Origin of the sequence: Streptomyces yaizuensis (assembly GCF_034961445.1) — a bacterium.
Taxonomy (GTDB): domain Bacteria; phylum Actinomycetota; class Actinomycetes; order Streptomycetales; family Streptomycetaceae; genus Streptomyces; species Streptomyces yaizuensis.
Window position 1 is genome coordinate 319684 of the sequence record NZ_BSBI01000010.1, and the last position, 20833, is coordinate 340516.

The following is a 20833-nucleotide window of genomic DNA, read 5'->3' on the forward strand; positions in this document are numbered from 1 at the left end:
CCCCTCTATCGCAGTTCCGGAACCGGCAGCGCGCCGGCCGCGCGCTCCTCGGCGAACCGGTCCCCGCAGCGGGGACACCGGTTCACCGACACCGTCGCCGACGCGGACACGGCGCCAGAGACGAGGCTGAAGGTGCGCACGGTGCCCCCGATGCCCGGGGCGCCCGCGGTGATCTCGGTCAGGGCCAGCTCCAGCAGCCCGGAGGCGATCGCCACGTGCTGCGGCCCGAAGCCCTCGTCCAGCCCGGACAGGGCCGCGTCCACGTCGTAGGGGCGGGCGGTCCCCGCGTGCTGGGCGGTGCGCCGCCGGTAGCAGGCGTGGCAGGCGGTCCTGCCCGGGACCACCACGGGCCCGCAGACCATCCTGGTCGGCAGGAGCTGGATCCCGACGGACGGGGTGCCCCGCCGCGCGCACAGGTCGTCGACCATGTCGCGGAGTCCGGCGTCGCTGCCGGAGTGGACGGGGACGACGACATCGGCGGGCGGTGCCGCGCCTCCTTGGAAGTCCTCGAAGGACATCCGCAGCTCCGCGGGGACACGGCGGTGGTCCGCGAGCCTTCGGCCGAAGGTGCCCCGTACGACGTACAGGCACTGGGGGCGCGGGTCGTGCGGCATGGTGCTCTGCTCCTCTGTCGCGCTCACGCGAATGGCTGGTGCTCGGGGTTGACCGCGTCCTCGGCGTGCGACGGGTGGCCCATGGCGCGGGGCGCGTCGTAGAGGCGCGGTGTGCCGAGGAAGCGCTCGGCGTGCACGAACGACACCGGCATCGCCTCAGGCACCAGCACCTTGACCGCCCGCATGCCGACCTGGCGCGCCTCGTCCGTGGTGATGTCGGCGACGAGGACCTCGGCGCCGCGCGCCGCGAGCCGGGAGACGACCGTGTCCAGGGGGTCCGCCCCGGCCGGCAGGCCCGGCATGCCGTCGATGCCGTACGTGGGGCGCTCGCCGTCGAGCAGGAAGTCGAACACGCCGCGCCGGGCCGGGGCGGCGTTGTGGACCGCGCCGCCGACCACGCTCACCTTCGCCGGGTCGGGCTCCCGGTCGGCGAACGCCGCCACGTATCCGCGCAGCGCCACCCGCAGGGACGCCAGCTCGCGGTAGACCTTGGCCAGCGCCTGTTCCGGGCGTACCTCGCAGGTGGCGGCGACGATCTGGGCGAGGGTGGGGTCGGCGTCGGCGAGCTGCACCGCGTAGATCACGGGGACGCCGAGATCGGTGGTCGCGTCGAACAGCCGCACCCGCAGGTCCGTCGAGGTCCCGGCCCGGTGGTACGCCCTCGTCGCGGGGTCGAGCCGGTCCGGGTCCACGATCAGCTCGGGCAGGCGCAGCCGCTGGAGCCAGACCAGGGCGATGGCGTCCCGTTCGACGACTTCCAGCAGCCCGTTGAGCACGGCGGCCCGTACGTCGGAGTGGACGGCCGCGCCGGTGGTGATGCCGCGCGTGAAGCGTTCGGACCGGGAGTGGTAGGGCATGTGCAGATAGACGGAGATGGCGGGTACGAGCACGGGGACGCGCCGGGTGAGCGACCACGCGCGCACCCAGCGGATCGGGACGGACGGGTCGTAGGGGGCCATGCTGCACTCGTCGCGGGCCAGTTCGGCCGGTGAGCACCGGGGCCAGCGGGAGGGGGAGACGTACTCCTCGGTGAGGTCGTTCTCGGCGGCGACCACCATCTCGTCGTCGTCCCACGCGCAGGTGGAGTAGCGCTCCAGGGCTTCCGCCACGGAGATCAGCCGGGCGCGGTCGGCGGTGAGCGCGCTGCCCGCGCCGTCGACGTTGCCCATGTCGTCGTCGTGGGCCCAGACCCGCAGATTGGCGAGGGCGCGGGAGGGGTCGCCGAGGTGCGCCAGATGGACCGCGAAGGACGGTTCGCCCTCACGCACCGGCAGCGGGGCCGTGTGCGAGACGAGCCCGTAGGGCGACACGAGCCCTTCGAGACCGCGCAGCTCCGGCGAGATGTGCTCCTGCTCCTGGTATGTGCTCAGATACACGTCGTTCTTCTTCCTGCGGTCCTGTGTTCCCGCTCCCCGTGGTGCCGCCGTATCACCCGGTGATGGCCGCACCGGCCGCCGCGAAGCGCCTGGCCAGTTCGTCGAGATCGTCCTGGAGTTCTTTCATGGATTTTCCGGCGATTTCTTCGTTGGCGCGGGCGACGACATAACAGAAGACATATCTCTCCGCCAGACTGAAACCGAGGGTGTACAGGCAGCTGTACAGAACGCTGGTTTGCAGCCTGAATGTCAGGAAGTCGATATCGCGGTGGAGCAGCTGATCCAGTTCGGGGATCGGCGGTATATGGAATCGTGTCGGCTCGACGGGACCGCCGCGTTCGCGTTCCAGATCCTCAAGCGTCCGGCCGGCGTCCCGGACGGTGCCGTTCTGGAAATGCTTTCCCACGGCCTGCGAGCTGGAAACAATGAAATCGGTCCATTCCTGGGCCGGTGTACGGTCCGCGGGTCCGGTGTCCGGGTCGCCGTAGGCGAGGACGGCATTCCGGGCGGTTTCCCCTGCTTGTGCGTAGAAGCGGGCGCAAGCCGCCTCAAAGGCGGCGGGGTCCTTGCTACGGGCATAGATCGCCTCGAAGTGGGACCGGTAGCTGAGCAGCCGCAGGGTCAGGAGGTCGCGGAAGCCGTACTCCGCGAGGTCCCGCTGGGGGGAGCCCAGCAGGGTCGCCCGGGTGTGCGCCGTCATCAGGTGGATCGCGTCGAGCGCCGCCCCCAGCGGGCCCCGCTCCTCGCCCGCCGCCCCGGCCAGGAACCGGCCGAGGATGGGCGCGGCCTCCTGGTAGAGGCGTTTCGAGAGGGCGGGGAAGCCGGTTCCGTCGAAGCCCGCGTTCCAGAGCGGGGACGGGGCCGCCTCCGGCGGGGTCTCCTCGATGTGGGCCTCGCAGCCGTACCGGCGGGCGGTCCGGCGCAGTTCGTCGCCGGTGGCGCCGGGGTCCACGACCCCGTCGAGGCTGATCCGCAGCAGCTCCGTGCCGGCCCGGTCGTCCCAGGTGCGGACGAAGTAGTAGGGGCCGTGCTGTCGCGCGCGGTCGGGCGGGAAGAAATCGCCGATAAGCGGGGCGAGTATTTCTTTAAACGTTGAACCATCCGGCCGAGGGATGGTGGCAAGCAAATGCACGATGGACCCCCCGGTTTGGTCAAAGACTGTTCGGGGGCGACAGTACCCACGATGTGGATCTTGCTAATCCTCTCTTCCGTGTGACCTACACCACAGTAAATGCACCTTGCATCTAGTCAGTGTCTGAAACTAGCTTCGGAGCCGTCGAAAGGGGGTGTATGCAAATGGAGCAGAAGCAGGAGATCGACCTCAACGTTCTTGAGATCTCGGACCTGATTGCGGGTGCGGGCGAGAACGACGACCTGGCGCAGGTGATGGCCGCGTCGTGCACCACGACCAGCGTTTCGACGAGTTCTTCTTCCTCGTCCTGACCCTGGGGCAGTGAAAAAGCCACCGTCGAGGTGCACCTCGGCGGTGGCTTTCTGCGGTCCCGAAAGCCCGGCTGTCCCGACAGTCCCTGCGTTTCCCGCAGACAAGAACGAAGAAATATCGAAGGGCCGGGAACTCCCCGGGAAAAGGTACGCGTGGGCCCCGCTCCGTGGCCCGGTCCGATCCGCACGCCGGGGCGGCCCAGGCCCGCGTGACGAAGTGGGGGATTCTCCTATGCGTGTGAGCGTCAGTCCGTATGTCGTCTACCGGCGGAGCAGACTCCCCCTGGGCGAGCTGGAACAAGGCATGTCCTTCACCGCCGCCTGGTCGCGCGTCGACGAACTGCGCGCCCTGCGGGAGGAGATCGACACCACCGCCGCCGCGCTGAGCGACCGAATCGGCGAGAGCGTGCCCGCCGGCGACGAGCGGGTCCGCGCCGGCCTCCTCCGGCTCCGCCGCGATGTGCACAACCGGCGGCACGAACGGGTCGCGGCACAGCTGGCACCCCTCCGCCCGCACCTCGATCCCGAACTGCTCGGCGCGGTCGAGCGCTGGTGCGCCCTGTGCGCCAGGGCCGAGGAGTGCGCACGCGAGGGAGCGCGGGAACTGGAGGACGGCAGGACGGCCGCCGCCCGGGGCTTTCGCGCGCTCTTCGAGCACGACGCGATGGAACGGAGCCTCCAGCTCTCCGGGGACCAGCTCTACCGGGGCCTGCGCGACTTCGTCCTCGGCGGCAGCGGAGCCCGTAAACCGAGCAAGGCCAGGGTCCGCGAGTCCTCCCTCGTCAACTTCGCGTACCGGGCGAGCCTGAAGCCGTCGCCCTTCGGCCGGTTCACCGAGATCGGAGCCTTCCCGCCGGACGCCCCCGGCACCGCCGCCCCCGGCCGCCCCACCGGACCGGACCCATCCGACGCATCCGACACGTTCGGTCTGTCCGACACCTCCGACGACTCGGTCACCACCCTCAACCGCCTCCTCGTCAACTGGGTCCTCGCCGCCCTCCCCCGGATCCCCGGCGGACTGGAATCCGGCCTGCTGGTCCTCAACTCGACCCTCCGGCGCGGCGCCGACACCGTCGAGTTCGCCGGTGTCGCCCCCGGCACCCGCGACGAGGGACACATCGCCACCGAGACCGTGCTCGGCATGCGCCGGGAACCGCTCATCGACGCGCTGCTCGCGGCGATGCCCGACGGATCGGCCCCGGCCGTCCCGGTGCTGCGCGCCCTCACCGAGGTCACCGGGGACGAGGAGCTGAGCCGCAAGGTCGTGCACGGGCTGATCCGCGCCGGCGTCCTCTTCTTCCGGCCGGAGGTCGACGACCACGACCCCGACTACGCCGCCAAGCTGGCCGCCATGCTCGCCGCGGGCGGCACACCGCAGACCCGGGAACTCTCCGGGCACTTCGCCCGGCTCCGGCGCCTGGAGACGGACTTCGCCCGCGCGCCGGCCGGGGAGCGCCGGAACCTGCTCGACTCCGCCCACGAGGCGATCACCAACATCGCCGGTCTGTGCCAGGTGTCACCGCCTCCCGAGGCGGTCCTGAAGTCACCGGTCTTCGAGGACACCCCCACCTCCGTCCCACCACAGGCATGGGACCTCGCCACCGTGCGGCGGAGCCTGCCCGCCCTGACCGGCCTGTGGCGCCTGGCCTCGCTGATGGACAACGGCCAGATCCGCAGGCTCGGCCTCCACGCCTTCGCGACCCGGGTGCTCGGGGACCGCCGCAGCATGCCCTTCCTCGACTTCTTCCGGGCGTTCTCCGCGCTCGGCGACCAGGAACAGGTCGACGTGCTCATGGGCCGGGGCGTGCCGGCGGCCGCCACGTACGCCGCCCAGCGGGCCGAGGCCCTGCGCACCGTCCGCGAGGGTCTCGTGCCCGGCGACGGAACCGTGCACCTGGACCCCGCGGCCGTCGAAGCCGCCTGCGCGGGCGTGGACGACCTCCGGCACACCGAGTCCGTGACCTTCCGGACCCAGTTCGCCCACGGCGCCCTCCCCGGGCAGGACCGCACCCTGGTCGTCAACGGCGTACTCACCGGCTACGGCGTCTACTTCTCCCGGTTCGGCTCGTTCATCGGCGGGGACGGCGACTGGTCCCTGCGGGACGCCCAGCGCGAGCACCTGGACCGCCGGTTCCCCGGCCAGACCGACCTCAACTCCGTCCTCGGATTCAACTTCAACCTGCACCCCCCGCTGACCCGGAAGGTCGTGGACTACCCCGGCGGAGTGACGCTCGGCGCCGGCCGCACCCCGTACACCCTGGACCGGCTGGAGGTCCGCGCCGACCCCGCCACCCGGTCGCTGTCCCTCTGGGACCCGGAGGCGGGCGAGGCCCTCGACCTCGTCCCCATGAACTTCCTGACCCCCATCGGGGTCCCGCTGCTCTACCGCCTGCTGGAGGCGCTGACCCCGTCCAACCGCTATCTGTGGAAGCCGCTGGACGACATCCTGGACGCCGGAGGACCCGCCGCGCACACCGGCGGCGCCCCGCGCCTGGTCGTCGGCGATGTCGTGGCCGACCGCAGGTCGTGGACGGTTCCCGCCGCCGACATCGCCATGCTGGAGGAGCTGAGCCGGGACTCGTTCGAAGCCCTCGTGGACTTCGACACCTGGCGCCTGGCCCGGGGCCTGCCCCGGCACGCCTTCGTGCTGTGCCAGACACCCGAGGAACGCGACGTGATGGCCGGCCGCAGCCGGAAGGTGTCCCGCCGCTGGTCGGACTACGAGCATCTGCGCCGGGCCAGCGTCCACAAGCCGATGTACGTCGACTTCCGCAACCCCTACCTGGTGCGGAGCTTCGCCAAGTCAGCGCTGTCACGGGGCGATGTGCTCGTGTCGGTCCGCGAATGCCTTCCCTCCGTGGACGACTACGGGCCGGACACGGGCCGGACCGCAGCAGAGGAGTTCTTCGTTGAACTGTGCACCGACAAGTGAACCGACAGGTCGTGAGCCCGCGGGGACCCGCGAGTGGCGGGTGGCGCACCTCCACCTTCCGCCCTCGCTGCACACCGCGTTCCTGAACGACACGGTCGCGCCCCTGCTCCGGGCCGAGGGCCTGTGGGACCACTTCTTCTTCCTGCGGTACTGGCAGGGCGGCCCCCATCTGCGGCTGCGGATGCTCTGCGGCCCGGGAGCGGGATCGGCCGCCGCCGCCGAACGGGTCGTGGCCGCGCTGGCCCGCTCCCTGCCGGAGTTCGACTCCGGAGCCCGGGAGGAGTACGCGTACGGGCTCACCCTCCAGGCCGAACTCGCCCGCCTGGAACAGGAGGAGGAGACGGCGGGGCTGCCCCTCGGCAGCGTCGACCGGGCACCCTACGCGCCGGAGTACCGCAAGTACGGCGGTCCGCAGGGGGTGGCGATCGCCGAGACCGTCTTCCGGGAGACGTCCGTGGCGGTCCTCGGACTCCTGGCGGAACAGGCGGCACGGGGCGGCACCGGCCAGGCGCCGATCGGGGAGGCCGCCCGGATCATGGCGATGTTCCTGCGCGGCGCGGGCCTCGGCCCCGAGGCCGCCATCGTGTTCCTGCGCGAGTACGAGGAGTGGTGGCGCAGATACGCGCCCGACACGGTGCGGGCGGCCTGGCCGCAGCTGTACCGCGGGGTCTCGCCCCAGCTCACGAACTTGTGCGCGGCGGTCTGGGCGGACAGCCCTCCGGACGATGCCTTCCTCGCCACCAGCGCCGGTGCCACGGAGCGCGCCCGCGCGGCGGCCGGTACGGCACCCGGCGGCGACGTCCACGATCTGCGGCTCGCGGGCACGCCGTACCTGGGCTGCCTCTCGAACTACATCCACACGGCCAACAACCGCCTGGGACTGGTCCCCGCCCACGAGGGACTGGTCGCCCACCTCGTCCGGCGGGCGCTGGAGGAGCGGGCCGGCTGAGATCCCCGGGCGGGCGGGACCACCCCGCCCGCCCGGGGACCCCGGCTCACCAGGTCACCGGCAGGCTGTGCAGGCCGTACACCCCGGAGCTGTCCTTGAAGGGCAGCTCCGCCACCGGGACGGTCAGCCGCAGACCGGGGATCCGGGCGAAGAGGGTGGTGAACACGGTCTCCAGCTCCACCTTGGCCAGGTTCTGGCCGACGCACTGATGGATGCCGTGCCCGAAGGCCAGGTGGTGCCGCCCGCCCCGGTCGATGTCCAGCCGCTCCGGGTCGGGGAACACCGCCTCGTCGTGGTTGCCCGAGGCGTTGAGCCCGATGACGCCCTCGCCCGCGCGGAGCAGCACCCCGCCGATCTCGATGTCGGCCAGCAGCACCCGGGAGGTCACCTGGTCGGCGATGCTGAAGTAGCGCATCAGCTCGTCGACCGCCTGCGGCGCCAGCCCCGGGTCGGCCGTCAGCCGGGCCAGCTGTCCGGGGTTCTCCAGCAGGGCGACCGTACCGAGGGAGATCATGTTCGCGGTCGTCTCGTACCCGCCGATCAGCAGGACGGACGCCATCTTGACCAGGTCCTCCCGGCTGAGGGCCCCGGTCTCGCGGTTCTTCAGGACGAGCCGGCCGAGGAGATCGTCACCGGGGTCCTTCTCCTTGGCGGCGACGAGCGTGGCGAAGTACTCGTTCAGCTCCTGGTTCGCCCGGTTCCGCTCCTCGGGATCGACGGATATCGAGACCAGCTTCCTGGTGCGGTCCCCGAAGAACGCGCGGTCGGCGTAGGGCACCCCGAGCAGTTCGCAGATCACCAGCGACGGCACGGGCAGCGCCAGCTCCTCCACCAGATCGACGGGCCCCCCGCCGGCGAGCATGGCGGAGATCCGCTCGTCCACGATCTCCTGGATCCGGGGCCGCAGCAGATTCACCCGCCGGGCGGTGAACTCCGACACCACCAGCTTCCGTTGCGCGGTGTGGTCCGGCGGATCCATGGAGACGAGGATCGGCCGGTACTGCTCCAGGATCTCCGGGGGCGCCTCGAAGGAGAGCGGGAAACCGGGGAGGGCCAGATTCGAGCTGACGTCGGGACTGGCGAGCAACTGCCTGATGTGCTCGTGCCGGGTGAGCAGCCAGGCGGTCCGCCCGGACGCGAGGGTGACCCGGGAGACAGGCCGCTCGGCGCGGAGCGACGCGTACTCCGCCGGAGGCCGGAGCGGACAGGTCCGCGGGTGGGGAAAGGCGGTGGACTGAGGGTCCGTCATGGTCTACTCCGCTGCTGTCGCAAGGGAATGGGCTGCCGCACTCCATCGGAGCCGGACAGACGCATGCCTGATGAAACCTTATGGTCGTGGGTAAGAAGAGACCGAATGCGCGCGAGGTGGTACGAGAATGGCTGCCAGCTGACTTACCGAGAGCTTGCGCGGCCCGTGTCCGGGGCGCTGTTCCGGTCTGATCACACCCTATGCGCGAGATATAGCCGAAGGCTGTGACCAGTCACATGTTTCCGCTCCCGGCCACGGGGGAAGCGGCGGTCCCGGCCTGCTCCCGGGGCCATCCCACCCCTCTGACCAGGTTGTTGACGCCTGATCGACCCTCGTGCGAAGGGGCACTGGACGGTACGCTCAAGGCTGCTGGATGGACCTTTTCGGTAAGGGGTGGCCCGGGTATGTACGTCAAAATTGTCATGTGGGACCTGAAGAACTCCGAGGCCACTGTGGAGAGCCTTCGGGAGTATCTGCGCGACTATGCCGTCGATGCCTACTCGACCCTGGACGGCATGCGTTTCAAGGCGTGGTTCTCCAATTCCGAACGCCAGCTGTGGGGCGCTTTCTATCTCTGGGACAGCCCGGACCAGCAGGGCGGTATGTTCCAGGTGAGCCGGGCGATCGACATCATCGGCTATCCGCCGACCTCGGTCGGCGGCTTCGCACTGGAGGCGATCGCCGAGGGGAAGAGCGTCCACGACGAACTGGCCGGCCTGGGCGTCGCCCTGGAGCCTGCTTCCGGCACGCGGTAGCGGCACAGGGTCGCTCAGGTGAACGGCCGGAGCGAGGAATGGGGTGGCGTGTCGTCAGACCTTCTCGACACGCACGGAGTGGCCCTCAAGGAGCTGATGCATGTCGTCGGCGCCGGAGGTGAAGACGGTCGCCTGAGCCCCCTGCACCGCTTCCCGCCCGGCCACAGCCGCCAGAACGGCGTCGATGGCGTACGTGTGCCCATGCAGGCCGGCTGTCCTCAGCATGTCGCGCGCCATGGCGATCACTTGGTCGTCGGTGTGCACGACACGGATCCGGGACAGGGTCCAGTTCCAGAGTGCCTGCCTCGACGTCTCCCGGGGATCCCATGCCTCCAGGATCGTGAGCGCCGAGGTGACGATCGGGATGTCCAGCCGGGGAGCTGTCTTGATCAGCGCGGTCATCTCCCGGTCGCCTTGAACCGCCTTGGAGAGAGCCTCGGAGTCGAAGACGAAGACGCGCTGTCGCGGCCGGTGAAGCTTGGCTCGGGCGGTGGGGCTCACGCGGCAACGTCCGGACTCGATCGCTGTTCGTCATGCCAGCCGTCGATGGCGGCGATGCGGTCCAGCGCCGCCTGCTGCTCCTCGTCCGTCACGTCGCCGTGTTCTTCCTCAAGACGCTCGGCCAACTCGCGCAGCCGGTCCATGGCGTCCTGGTGAGCAGCGGCGGCTGCGATGTAGCCGGACACCCCGCGCGCGTCCACGCGCTCCTTGATCGATTCCACCAGCTCTTCCGGCACGGTGATGGTGATCTTCCGTGTTGCCATACTTCAAGTATGACAGATCTTGCCCGGTGACGGCTGCCGGTCCACCCCGGTCGCTCGCCGGCATTCATGGCCAAAGGGCTGTCGGCGCAAGCCGCAGGCGTGGCGTAGCACTCGGTAGCACCCGGCGCTACCGTGGTTGATGTGAGTGTTCAGCCTGAAATCACCCAGCGGGATTTGCGCAATCGGTCCCGAGAGATCATGGACGCGATACAGGGTGGTCAGTCGTTCACGGTCACTCGCGACGGACACCCGGTCGGTCAACTCGTCCCCCTGCGGCGACGCCGACGGTTCGCCTCCCGCCAGGAGTTCGCCGCAATGTCTCGGGCCGCTTCCGATATCCACCTCGACACGTTCCGCGCCGACCAGGACGCCACGGCTGACACGTACCTGGACGACCCCTGTGCTCACTGAACGTTCGACGTACGAGCAGAGACTCCTCGACACCAACATCATGTACGGCCGCATCTGCGCCTCCGTGATCAGTGCGGGCCGCAAGCCGCGCCGCCGGGTGGCCGACCTGATGATCGCCGCCATCGCCGTGGCCGAGGACCTTCCCCTCTTCACCACCAATCCCGACGACTTCAAAGGGCTGGACGACCTGCTCACCGTCGTACCGGTCACCCGCCCGAAGGCGCCCCACGAAGGCTGACGCCAGAGCCGGGGCCTGGGTGGGGCCATCTCATGGGCCGCACCGTGCGCGTGTGGCGTGCATGCGAGCGATACTCGCGAGATCAACTCCCCGTCTGCTTGCGCAAACGGCCCCGGACGAGGAGTCCGAGGCCGGGCGGAGCGCCTTCCTGGGGGAGGAACCCCAGGTCGGAGCGGTAATGCGGTGTGCCCCCGGCAGGATTCGAACCTGCGACACCCGCTTTAGGAGAGCGGTGCTCTATCCCCTGAGCTACGAAGGCCGGAGCCCGCTGCCGAAGTGGGCGGGCGGGTCCGTTGGTCAGGAGGGTGGGCGGCTGGTCGATCAAGATCGGGGCCGCCGGGGAAAAGTCCCACTGACCTCTGACAGGGTAGCGGATGTGCCCGCCGGTGAGGTGCTGGGATGTGCTGTTGTTCGAGAGATCGCGGGGGATCGGGCGGGCCCGGGAAAACGGTTGTCCGGGCCGGGGGGTGGCTGGGAGGCTCCCGGGATGGACAATGCGCGGGTCGATCTTCTGGTGGGGCAGTTGGACATGGTGTGGGCGCTCTTCGAGCACCACGCCGGTGCGATCGATGACGAGGCGTGTCTCTGGGAGCCCGCGCCCGGGGCCTGGAGTGTGCGGCCCGGGGTGGACGGGCGGTGGGTGGCCGACTGGGAGGTGCCCGGGCCCGAGCCCGTGCCGGTGACCACCGTGGGGTGGCTGACCTGGCACATCGGGTACTGGTGGACCACCACGCTCGGGCACTGCTTCGGGGACGGCGCCCCCGCCCGGGAGGACATCGCGTGGCCCGGGGATGCCGGTGCCGCAGTCCGGTGGATCGGGGCGCTGAAGGAGGAGTGGCGTACGGCGCTGCTGGGGCTGGCCGACGGTGAGCTGGACTCCACGGAGCGGACCCGGGGGCTGCCCTGGGGCGAAGGGCTGCCCCTTTCCGCCGTCGCCGCCTGGCTCAACTTCGAGCTGGCCAAGAACGTCGCCGAGATCGGGTCCGTCCTCCATCTGCGCGGCGCCCTCGCCGCCGGGGGAGGGCGGCCGACCCCGCGCGGAGGGCCCGCGGGCGGGGCGTAGCGTAGGGGGCATGAGTGCCTATGGATCCTTCCCCGGGGCCCGGCCCCGCCGGCTGCGGACCACGCCCGCGTTGCGCCGCATGGTGGCCGAGACCCGGCTGCACCCCGCCGACCTGGTGCTGCCCGCCTTCGTCCGGGAGGGTGTGAGCGAGCCCGTGCCGATCTCGGCGATGCCCGGCGTGGTGCAGCACACCCGGGACACGCTGCGGAAGGCGGCCGTCGAGGCCCGTGCGGCGGGGGTCGCCGGGATCATGCTCTTCGGGGTGCCGGAGGAGTCCAAGAAGGACGGGCTCGGTACGGCGGGGACGGACCCGGACGGGATTCTCCAGGTCGCCATCCGGGATGTCCGCTCCGAGGTCGGCGACGATCTGGTGATCATGTCCGATCTCTGTCTGGACGAGTACACGGACCACGGCCACTGCGGGGTCCTGGACGCCGAAGGCCGCGTCGACAACGACGCCACTCTGGAGCGGTACGCGGAGATGGCGCAGGTCCAGGCCGACGCGGGGGTCCATATGGTCGGGCCCAGCGGGATGATGGACGGCCAGGTCGGGGTGGTCCGGGACGCCCTGGACACCATCGGCAAGGAGGACGTGTCGATCCTGGCCTACACGGCGAAGTACTCCTCGGCCTTCTACGGGCCGTTCCGGGAGGCCGTGGGCTCGTCGCTGAAGGGCGACCGGAAGACGTACCAGCAGGATCCGGCCAATGTCCGCGAGTCCCTGCGCGAGCTGGCGCTCGACCTGGAGGAGGGCGCCGACATCGTCATGGTGAAGCCGGCCGGGCCGTATCTGGACGTCCTCGCGAAGATCGCCGAGTCGGTTTCGGTGCCGGTGGCCGCGTACCAGATCAGTGGCGAGTACGCGATGATCGAGGCCGCCGCCGAGAAGGGCTGGATCGACCGGGAGAAGGCGATCCTGGAGACCCTCACCGGGATCAAGCGGGCCGGCGCCGACATGATCCTCACCTACTGGGCCACCGAGGTCGCCCAGGGGCTCTGACCTGCAAGGGAGGGGCCGGGAGACATCTCCCGGCCCCTCCTTGTGTGTCAGCTGTACGGGATCAGCAGTACAGCGCCGGCCCGGTGGGCACGCCCAGGATCCTGGTGAAGCGCTCGTAGCGGGTCACCCGGCTCTGCACGTACTGCGGGCCCTTGCCGTCGCACTCCAGAGCACCGTTGATGGAGCGGACCGACTGGCCGAAACCAGCGCCGCTGACCATCGCGTCATGGCCGGTGATCGGGCCCGGGCCGTCCTGGGTGTTCCAGTACCAGAGGCCGGTCATCATGGCGATCTCCGGGTCCTCCTCGACCAGCCAGGGGTCGTTCAGCAGGTCCTTGCCGAGGTAGTCGCCCACGGTCTTGTAGTTGAAGTTCCAGCTGAGCTGGATGGGGCCGCGGCCGTAGTACGCCGCCTGGCCGGCCGGGCAGCCGTACGGCTGGTCGCGGTCGCAGTAGAGCGGGTAGTTGGCCTCGTTGATCTCCTTGATGTAGTAGAGGCCTCCCGTCTCGTGCCCGACGTTGGCGAGGAAGGCCGCCGCCTCCTGCTTCCGCATGGTGTCCGTACCGGTGTTGGCGAACTTCGGGAACGCCCGCATGGCGTCCACCATGCCCTGGTACGTGTAGAACGGGTTCCGGCGCGGGAACATCTCGTTGAACTGGGCCTCGGTCACCACGAAGCTGTTGTGCTTCGGGTTGCCGGTGCCGGTGCCGCAGACGTACTTGTCCCAGTAGTACGTGCTCACCACCGGGTTGTACCCCGGGTTGTCGCGCTCGGCGATGTAGACGGACCCGTCCGTGTACTTGACGATGTCCTTGGCCCTGTAGTTGGCGCCGGCCGACCAGCTCGGCGCCTGGGCGCACTCGTCGGCGGGGGTGGTGGCGTTCGCCGTCGCGGTCGGCATCAGCACCGAGGCCGCGAGCGATCCGGCGGCGACGACGCCGACCATGAGCGCCCTCATACGTTCTTTCAGCACGGACTTTCCCTTTCGCACATCAACAGGCGTGCCGCATCGACCCAGGGAGACCGGGCTCACTCTCTGGGCACGCCGTGGCGGGGTGTACGCACACCCAAGCGCTCCGGCGGGGGTGCAGTCAAGGTATAGACCAATGCCTTTTTCTCAGTAACCCGCAGTAATCCAGGGGTGGTTGGCCTCGGAGAATGGGAAACGGGCCGGGGGAGGTACCCCCGGCCCGCGGGTGGACGCGCTGGTTCCGTGCGGCTCAGCAGTACAGATTGGCCCCGGTCGGTACGCCCAGGATCTGGGCGAAGCGGGTGTAGTTGTTCACCCGGCTCTGGACCTGTGCCGGGTTGCCCCCGTTGCACTCCAGGGAGCCGTTGATGGAACGGATCGACTGGCCGAAGCCCCCGCCGTTCACCATCGCGCTGTGGCCCGTCATCGTGCCCGGACCGCTCTGCGTGTTCCAGTACCACAGGCCGGTCTGCCAGGCGACCGCCGGCTCGTTCTGCACCCGCGAGGGGTTGCGCAGCAGGTCGATGCCGAGATGGTCGCCCGCCGCCTTGTAGTTGAAGTTCCAGCTGAGCTGGATGGGGCCGCGGCCGTAGTACGCCGCCTGGCCCGCCGGGCAGCCGTACGGCTGGGTGCGGTCGCAGTAGTGCGGGTAGTTGGCGGTGTTCTGCTCCACCACGTGGTACAGGCCGCCGGTCTCATGCCCGACGTTGGCGAGGAAGGCCGCTGCCTCCTGCTTCCGTACGGTGTCGCTGCCCGTCTTCGCGAAGGCGGGGAACGAGCTGAGCGCGGTGGTCAGACCCTGATACGTGTAGAACGAACTCCGGCCAGGGAACATCTGGTTGAACTGGGCCTGGGTCACCACGAAGCCGGAGGGGTCCGGGGTCCCGGGTCCGCCGGGGTTGCCGCCGCTACAGGTGTGCGGGTTCCAGAACCAGGTGCTGATCGTGGGGTCGTACCCGGGGTTGGCGTGCTCGGCGATGTAGAAGTTGCCGTCGGTGAACCGGACGATGTTGCCCGGTACGTAGTTGGTCCCGGCGCGCCAGGAGGGGGCGGTGGTGCACTCGTCCGCCGCCGCCGGCGTCGCCGTGGGGAGCAGGCTCGCCGCCGCGAGCCCGGCCGCCGCCAGGAATCCGGTCAGGGCGGACATCAGTCGACTCTTCTGTCGACTCTTCTTTGGCACGATGGACTCCTTCGTGCATCAACGGCCGTACGCAGGCGCCCGGTTGGGGGCCGGGAGGGGATGCCGGGTGTGCCGTGGTGGTGGGGGGAACACCACTGAAACGCGCCGACGGAGTCCCGTCAAGGTCCAGACCAATATCAACAGGGGTCTATAACACGCCAACTTTCGGAGCGGGTTGAACCACGGGCGGTTGGCCGAAAAAGATCACTTGGTGATGACGTCGACCAGCCGGGAGAGCCCGTCGGCGCCATGACCCCGGTCGACCGCGCGGTCCAGCATCGACTGGAGCTGTTCAAAGAAGGCCGTGTCCAGACCCCTGGCCCGGTAGGTCGCGGTGAAGTTGGTCAGCGCGGCCTGGTTGACCAGCAGGTTCGAGACGTCCGTCCGATGCTCGCCGCTGTCGACGGCCTCGGCGTCGGCCGGCACGCCCAGCAGCATCGCGCCGATCCACTCGCTCAGCGGCCCGGCGAGGTCACCGGCCGCGATGCCCTCCGACCGGGCGAGCGCGAAGGCATGGCTGACGCCCACGAACATCCCGTACATCCCTGTGAGCAGCGCCAGATCGTGGACGGAGGCGAGACCGGGGTCGGTGCCGACGAAACGGGTCCCGCCGAGCGCGGCGAACAGCGGCCGGTACGCCCTGAACGCCTCCTCGTCGCCGCTGTAGAAGACATACGCGTGCGGGCCGCCGATCATCTGCGGGACGGCCATGATGCCGCCGTCGACATAGCGGGCGCCCTGCGCGGTGGCCCACCGCGACAGCGCACGCGCCTGCTCGGGGGTGCCGTTGGTGAGGTTGACCAGGGTCTTCCCCGTCACCTGGCCGCCCAGCACGGCGAAGATGTCCTCGACGGCCGCGTTGTGGGTGAGACAGAGGACCGTCACATCGGAGAGGGCGACGGCCTCCGAAGGGGTGAGGGCGGGGCGGGCGCCCCGCGCGGCCAGCGGGCCGGTTCTGGCGTGGGTGCGGTTCCAGACGGTGACGTCGTGGCCCGCGCCCATGAAGGCGGTGGCGAGGGCGGTGCCCATCAGGCCGAGGCCGAGAACCGAGACGGAGACCCGGGCGGCGGGGGAACCGGGAACGGCGGGAACGGTGGAGTCGGTGGACCGGGCGGGCGTGGCGGGCGTGGCGGACATGCGAAGGCTCCTCGGTGTCGGCTTCCCGGATGCGCCGAGGAGGTGCTGGGTGCGTCCTGGGTGCGTCCTGGGTGTGCCGCCATCCTTTCGACGCGCTTCCGGACCTACAAGTACCGACTATTTAGTGCGGTACTCACCGAAGAGTAAGTATGAGGGGCCGGTGGCGGTGGTGATCAGCGGGCGGCGGGCGCACCCTGGAGACGTACCAACCGGACGCGCAGCTGTACCGCTGGAGGTGATCCGCCATGCAGACGCTGGTCGGATGGCACATCGACATGGAATTCCGGGAGGAGGGGCATCAGCGGACCCGCGCCGCCGCCCTCGTCCGGCTCCCGGACGGCACCGAGGTCCGCGGCCACGGCACGGCCCAGCGCCACCCCTCCGACTCGGACCAGCTCCGGGTCGGCGAGGAGATCGCCGGCGCCCGCGCCCTGATGGACATCGCCTCCCAGATGCTCCAGAAGGCGCACGGGGAGATCGACGAGGCGTCGGGGCGGACCTCCCACGACCTCGGCTAGATACGTACGTACGGGAAAGGGGCGACGGGCCCCGGCACAAGAGCCGGTCGCGGGCCCGTCGCCCCCTTCCCGTACGAGTTCGTGCGAGTTCGTACAAGCGGTCAGAGGCGCTCGGGGGTCCTGATCCCCAGCAGCGCCATGCCCTGGTGCAGCGTGCGCGCGGTCAGGTCGATCAGGAAGAGCCGGTTCTCGACCACCTCGGGCGCGTTCTCCTCGCTGAGCACCTGGCACTGGTCGTAGAACTTCGTCAGGTGCGACGCCAGCTGGTACAGGTACGCGGCCAGCTTGTGCGGCTCGTACGCCGCCGCCACCTCCGCGATCGTCTCCGCGAACCGGTCCAGGTGCAGCCCCAGCGCCCGCTCGGCCGGCGCCAGCTCCAGCTCCGGGTGGGCCTGCGGCCGGGTCCCGGCGGCCCTGCGCTTGATCGACTGGATCCGGGCGTACGCGTACTGGAGGTAGACCGAGGTGTCGCCGTTGAGCGAGACCATCTGCTCCAGGTCGAAGCGGTAGTCCCGGGTCGCCGACGTCGACAGGTCCGCGTACTTGATCGCGCCGATGCCGACCTGCTCGCCGCGCTCGGCGATCTCCGCCTCGCTCAGCTCGCCCCGGTTCTCGTCCTTCGACCGGACCACGTCGGTGGCGTGCCGCACGGCCTCGTCCAGCAGGTCCACCAGCCGTACGGTCTCGCCCTCACGGGTCTTGAACGGCTTGCCGTCCGCGCCCAGGACCGTACCGAACGCCAGCTGCACCGCCTGGACGCCGTCCTTCAGCCAGCCGGCCCGCCGGGCCGTCTCGAAGACCATCTTGAAGTGCAGGGACTGCCGGGCGTCCACGACGTAGATCAGGGTGTCCGCGCCGAGCGTCAGCACCCGGTCGCGGATCGCGGACAGGTCGGTCGCCGCGTATCCGTAACCGCCGTTGGACTTCCGCACGATCAGCGGGGTCGGCTGCCCGTCCGGGCCCTTGACGTCGTCGAAGAAGACACAGAGCGCGCCCTCGGAGCGGACGGCGACACCCGACTCCTCCAGGATCCGGCAGGTCTCGTCCAGCATGTCGTTGTAGCCGGACTCGCCCACGATGTCCGGGTCGCGGATCTCCATGTCCAGCTTGTCGAAGACGGAGTAGAAGTAGATCTTCGACTCGTCCACGAACCGCTGCCACAGGGCACGGGTCTCCGGATCGCCGGCCTGGAGCGCGACCACCCGGTCCCGGGCGCGCGCCTTGAACTCCTTGTCGGAGTCGAAGAGCGTCCGCGACGCCTTGTAGAGGCGGTTCAGCGAGGTCATCGCCTCCTCGCCGGAGACGTCGTCGCCGTCCTTGTGGTCCAGCTCGTGCGGGTGCTCGATCAGATACTGGATGAGCATGCCGAACTGGGTGCCCCAGTCGCCGATGTGGTGGCGGCGGATCACCTTCTCGCCGGTGAACTCCAGGATCTCGGTCATCGCCGCGCCGATCACCGCCGACCGCAGATGGCCGACGTGCATCTCCTTGGCCACGTTCGGCTGGGCGTAGTCGATCACCGTGGTGCCCGGGTGCTCGTCGAACGGCACACCGAGCCGGTCGTCGGCGGCGCGCGCCGCCAGCGTGCTGATGATCGCCCGGTCGGTCAGCGTGATGTTGAGGAAGCCGGGGCCGGAGACCTCGATCTCCTTCAGCACGTCATTCGCCCCGATCGCGTCCACGACCCGGGTCGCCAGCTCGCGCGGGTTGCCCTTGAGCTTCTTCGCGAGCGCCAGGATGCCGTTGGCCTGGAAGTCGGCCCGGTCGCTTCGTCGCAGCAGCGGGTCGGCGGAGCCCGCGTCCGGCAGGGCTGCCGTCAGGGCGTTCGCGAGGCGCTGCTGCACATCCGAGGCGAGTGAGGGGACCGAGGCCATGGGATCCGTTCCTGGGGTCGAGGTGTCCGGTCGTCCGCGGACGACAGGTCCGGGACGGTGGATGTCAAGTGTCCCATGGGGGTGGCGGCGCTCTCGCCCCGGTTTTGCCGCCGGGCCCGGGCGCCGGGACGGTCACCGGGAAGTGAGCGGCGGGGCGGCCCCGCCGTCTGGGAGAATGGGGCCCCGAGGGCAGCCTCGGCGATCAGCTCACGCGATCAGCCCCCAGCGATCAGGAAGAAGGACGTGCCGACCGTGGCTCAGAGCAGCACCGAGACCGACTGGGTCTCCCGTTTCGCGGACGAGGTCATTGCGGAATCGGAGCGGCGCGCGCCTGGGAAACCGGTCATCGTCGCGTCCGGGCTTTCCCCCTCCGGCCCCATCCACCTGGGCAATCTCCGCGAGGTCATGACCCCGCACCTGGTCGCGGACGAGATCCGCCGCCGGGGGTACGAGGTCCGCCATGTGATCTCCTGGGACGACTACGACCGGTACCGCAAGGTGCCCGCCGGGGTCGAGGGCGTGGACGAGGGCTGGGCCGAGCACATCGGCCGCCCGCTGACCTCCGTGCCCGCCCCCAAGGGCTCCGCCCACCCGAACTGGGCCGAGCACTTCAAGGCGGCCATGGTCGACGCCCTCGCCGAGCTGGGCGTGGAGTACGACGGGATCAGCCAGACCGAGCAGTACACCTCCGGCGTCTACCGCGAGCAGATCCTGCACGCGATGAAGCACCGGGGCGACATCGACGCGGTCCTCGACCAGTACCGCACCAAGAAGAAGCCGCAGCAGAAGAAGTCCCAGAAGCCCCTCGACGAGGCCGAGCTGGAGGCCGCCGAGGGCTCCGGCGCGGCCGGCGAGGACGACGGGACCGGCTCCTCCGGCTACTTCCCGTACAAGCCGTACTGCGGCGGCTGCGGCAAGGACCTGACCACCGTCACCGCGTACGACGACGCGACCACCGAGCTGACGTACACCTGCACGGCGTGCGGATTCTCGGAGACCGTCCGGCTGTCCGAGTTCGACCAGGGCAAGCTGGTGTGGAAGGTCGACTGGCCCATGCGCTGGGCGTACGAAGGGGTGATCTTCGAGCCCAGCGGGGTGGACCACTCGTCCCCCGGATCCTCCTTCCAGGTGGGCGGGGAGATCGTCGGCATCTTCGGCGGCGAGCAGCCCATCGGCCCGATGTACGCCTTCGTCGGCATCAGCGGCATGGCCAAGATGTCCTCCTCCAAGGGCGGCGTGCCCACCCCGGCCGACGCCCTGAAGATCATGGAGGCGCCGCTGCTGCGCTGGCTGTACGCGCGGCGCCGGCCCAACCAGTCCTTCAAGATCGCCTTCGACCAGGAGATCCAGCGGCTGTACGACGAATGGGACAAGCTCGCCGCCAAGGTCGCCGACGGCTCCGTGCTGCCCGCCGACGCCGCCGCGTACACCCGGGCCGTCCGCACCGCCGCGGGAGAGCTGCCGGCCACGCCGCGGCCGCTGCCCTACCGCACGCTCGCCTCCGTCGCCGACATCACCGCCGGCCACGACGAACAGACCCTGCGGATCCTCGGCGACCTCGACCCGGCCAACCCGCTGACCTCGCTCGACGAGGTACGGCCCCGGCTCGACCGCGCCGAGTACTGGATCACCAGCCAGGTCCCCGCCGACGCCCGGACCATCGTCCGCGCCGCACCCGACCGGGAACTCCTCGACTCCCTGGACGACGAGGGCCGCGAATCCCTGCGGCTGCTCCTGGACGGCCTCGACACGCACTGGTCCCTCGACGGGCTGACCACGCTCGTCTACGGCGTGCCCAAGGTGATGGCCGGTCTTGAGCCCGACGCGAAGCCGACGCCCGAGCTGAAGGTGGCGCAGCGGACGTTCTTCGCGCTGCTGTACCGGCTGCTGGTGACGCGGGAGACGGGGCCGCGGTTGCCGACGTTGCTGTTGGCGGTGGGGGCGGAGAGGGTGCGGGCGCTGCTCACGGTCTGACCTTCCCGGCCTTTCCCCCGCCGGGGGGTCGGGTGCCCGTGTCGGTACGGGGGCGGCCTGGCGCTGGCCGGGCCGCGTCGGTACGGGGGCGTCGCGCTCGTGCGGGGTCCCGGCTGTCCGGCCCGTGTCGGTACGGGGTCCCGCACCCTTCTTCCCCCGCCTGGGGTACCGGCTGCCCTTCGCGTGGTCCGTGGGTGGGGGTGCAGGGTCGCCCCCGCAGGGGATCGGCGGAGCCCGACCCGCACAGGACTTGGTGAGTACGCTCGCCGACCCCGAGGAGGTGAGCCCGGAGGCCCCGCCAACCCGCACCACACCCGGGCCGGGTCGACCCGCACAAATCCAGCCTCGCCGGCGATTGAGGCGCAGGGGTTCGGGGACTGGTCCCC

Annotated in this window: 19 protein-coding genes, 1 tRNA gene and 1 pseudogene; 10 read left to right on the top strand and 11 right to left on the bottom strand. The window is 70.1% G+C overall.

The window, feature by feature from the left end; translation table 11 throughout:
* Positions 1-5: 5 nt before the first annotated feature.
* The 3 genes from SYYSPA8_RS24155 to SYYSPA8_RS24165 are packed head-to-tail and all read right to left on the bottom strand — an operon-like array spanning position 6 to position 3122.
* Positions 6-641: a TOMM precursor leader peptide-binding protein gene (locus SYYSPA8_RS24155; protein ID WP_323449388.1), complete on the bottom strand. Its 636-nt coding sequence runs from the start codon at positions 639-641 to the stop codon at positions 6-8.
* Complete coding sequence (locus SYYSPA8_RS24160) at positions 638-1990, bottom strand: YcaO-like family protein (RefSeq protein WP_323449389.1); 1353 nt, start codon at positions 1988-1990, stop codon at positions 638-640. The genes SYYSPA8_RS24155 and SYYSPA8_RS24160 overlap by 4 nt, the downstream gene beginning before the upstream one ends.
* Positions 1991-2042: 52 nt before the next feature.
* Positions 2043-3122 carry a hypothetical protein gene (locus SYYSPA8_RS24165; protein WP_323449390.1) on the bottom strand — a complete coding sequence of 360 codons (1080 nt, stop codon included), beginning with the start codon at positions 3120-3122 and terminating at the stop codon, positions 2043-2045.
* Between the two features lie 164 nt (positions 3123-3286).
* On the opposite strand from SYYSPA8_RS24165, the gene SYYSPA8_RS24170 reads away from it, so the two are divergent.
* The 3 genes from SYYSPA8_RS24170 to SYYSPA8_RS24180 all read left to right on the top strand — a co-directional run bounded on the left by SYYSPA8_RS24170 (position 3287) and on the right by SYYSPA8_RS24180 (position 7314).
* Positions 3287-3433, top strand: a complete 147-nt coding sequence (locus SYYSPA8_RS24170; protein ID WP_323449391.1) for a thiocillin/thiostrepton family thiazolyl peptide — start codon at positions 3287-3289, stop codon at positions 3431-3433.
* Positions 3434-3671: 238 nt separating this feature from the next.
* On the top strand, positions 3672-6365 hold the full coding sequence (locus SYYSPA8_RS24175; RefSeq protein WP_323449392.1) for a lantibiotic dehydratase: 2694 nt from the start codon (positions 3672-3674) through the stop codon (positions 6363-6365).
* A 40-nt stretch (positions 6366-6405) separates the two neighbouring features.
* Complete coding sequence (locus tag SYYSPA8_RS24180; RefSeq protein ID WP_323449393.1) at positions 6406-7314, top strand: lantibiotic dehydratase C-terminal domain-containing protein; 909 nt, start codon at positions 6406-6408, stop codon at positions 7312-7314.
* Between the two features lie 46 nt (positions 7315-7360).
* On the opposite strand, the gene SYYSPA8_RS24185 is transcribed toward SYYSPA8_RS24180, so the two are convergent.
* Positions 7361-8563, bottom strand: a complete 1203-nt coding sequence (locus SYYSPA8_RS24185) for a cytochrome P450 (RefSeq protein WP_323449394.1) — start codon at positions 8561-8563, stop codon at positions 7361-7363.
* 404 nt (positions 8564-8967) lie between these two features.
* Here SYYSPA8_RS24185 and SYYSPA8_RS24190 point away from each other — a divergent pair, with 404 nt between their 5' ends.
* A complete protein-coding gene (locus SYYSPA8_RS24190) occupies positions 8968-9318 on the top strand; it encodes a hypothetical protein (RefSeq protein WP_323449395.1) in 351 nt (116 codons plus the stop codon).
* Positions 9319-9372: 54 nt separating this feature from the next.
* Here the strand turns inward: SYYSPA8_RS24190 and SYYSPA8_RS24195 are convergent, their stop codons facing one another.
* Together SYYSPA8_RS24195 and SYYSPA8_RS24200 are read right to left on the bottom strand one after the other, a co-directional pair.
* On the bottom strand, positions 9373-9819 hold the full coding sequence (locus SYYSPA8_RS24195) for a hypothetical protein (RefSeq protein ID WP_323449396.1): 447 nt from the start codon (positions 9817-9819) through the stop codon (positions 9373-9375).
* The gene (locus SYYSPA8_RS24200; protein WP_323449397.1) at positions 9816-10082 is read right to left on the bottom strand and encodes a hypothetical protein; all 267 of its coding nucleotides are present in this window, start codon (positions 10080-10082) and stop codon (positions 9816-9818) included. The genes SYYSPA8_RS24195 and SYYSPA8_RS24200 overlap by 4 nt, the downstream gene beginning before the upstream one ends.
* Before the next feature lie 141 nt (positions 10083-10223).
* On the opposite strand from SYYSPA8_RS24200, the gene SYYSPA8_RS24205 reads away from it, so the two are divergent.
* A complete protein-coding gene (locus SYYSPA8_RS24205) occupies positions 10224-10493 on the top strand; it encodes a type II toxin-antitoxin system Phd/YefM family antitoxin (RefSeq protein ID WP_323449398.1) in 270 nt (89 codons plus the stop codon).
* A gap of 40 nt (positions 10494-10533) precedes the next feature.
* Positions 10534-10731: pseudogene (locus SYYSPA8_RS24210) on the top strand (VapC toxin family PIN domain ribonuclease); the annotation flags it as partial.
* Between the two features lie 186 nt (positions 10732-10917).
* On the opposite strand, the gene SYYSPA8_RS24215 reads toward SYYSPA8_RS24210, so the two are convergent.
* Positions 10918-10990, bottom strand: a tRNA-Arg gene (locus SYYSPA8_RS24215).
* 228 nt (positions 10991-11218) lie between these two features.
* Between SYYSPA8_RS24215 and SYYSPA8_RS24220 the strand changes: the two genes are divergently transcribed.
* Positions 11219-11794, top strand: a complete 576-nt coding sequence (locus tag SYYSPA8_RS24220; protein WP_323449399.1) for a DinB family protein — start codon at positions 11219-11221, stop codon at positions 11792-11794.
* Between the two features lie 10 nt (positions 11795-11804).
* On the top strand, positions 11805-12794 hold the full coding sequence (gene hemB, locus SYYSPA8_RS24225; RefSeq protein ID WP_323449400.1) for a porphobilinogen synthase: 990 nt from the start codon (positions 11805-11807) through the stop codon (positions 12792-12794).
* 61 nt (positions 12795-12855) lie between these two features.
* Here the strand turns inward: hemB and SYYSPA8_RS24230 are convergent, their stop codons facing one another.
* The 3 genes from SYYSPA8_RS24230 to SYYSPA8_RS24240 all read right to left on the bottom strand — a co-directional run bounded on the left by SYYSPA8_RS24230 (position 12856) and on the right by SYYSPA8_RS24240 (position 16081).
* Positions 12856-13767, bottom strand: a complete 912-nt coding sequence (locus SYYSPA8_RS24230; protein WP_323449401.1) for a glycoside hydrolase family 19 protein — start codon at positions 13765-13767, stop codon at positions 12856-12858.
* A 247-nt stretch (positions 13768-14014) separates the two neighbouring features.
* Positions 14015-14911, bottom strand: coding sequence for a glycoside hydrolase family 19 protein (locus tag SYYSPA8_RS24235; protein ID WP_323449402.1), 897 nt, complete (start codon positions 14909-14911; stop codon positions 14015-14017).
* A gap of 237 nt (positions 14912-15148) precedes the next feature.
* Complete coding sequence (locus tag SYYSPA8_RS24240; RefSeq protein WP_323449403.1) at positions 15149-16081, bottom strand: NAD(P)-dependent oxidoreductase; 933 nt, start codon at positions 16079-16081, stop codon at positions 15149-15151.
* A 245-nt stretch (positions 16082-16326) separates the two neighbouring features.
* Here SYYSPA8_RS24240 and SYYSPA8_RS24245 point away from each other — a divergent pair, with 245 nt between their 5' ends.
* A complete protein-coding gene (locus tag SYYSPA8_RS24245) occupies positions 16327-16599 on the top strand; it encodes a DUF1876 domain-containing protein (RefSeq protein WP_323449404.1) in 273 nt (90 codons plus the stop codon).
* Between the two features lie 101 nt (positions 16600-16700).
* Here SYYSPA8_RS24245 and argS read toward each other — a convergent pair whose 3' ends face one another.
* A complete protein-coding gene (gene argS / locus SYYSPA8_RS24250; protein ID WP_323449405.1) occupies positions 16701-18473 on the bottom strand; it encodes an arginine--tRNA ligase in 1773 nt (590 codons plus the stop codon).
* A 243-nt stretch (positions 18474-18716) separates the two neighbouring features.
* Between argS and lysS the strand changes: the two genes are divergently transcribed.
* The gene (gene lysS, locus SYYSPA8_RS24255; RefSeq protein ID WP_323449406.1) at positions 18717-20447 is read left to right on the top strand and encodes a lysine--tRNA ligase; all 1731 of its coding nucleotides are present in this window, start codon (positions 18717-18719) and stop codon (positions 20445-20447) included.
* Positions 20448-20833: the final 386 nt, after the last annotated feature.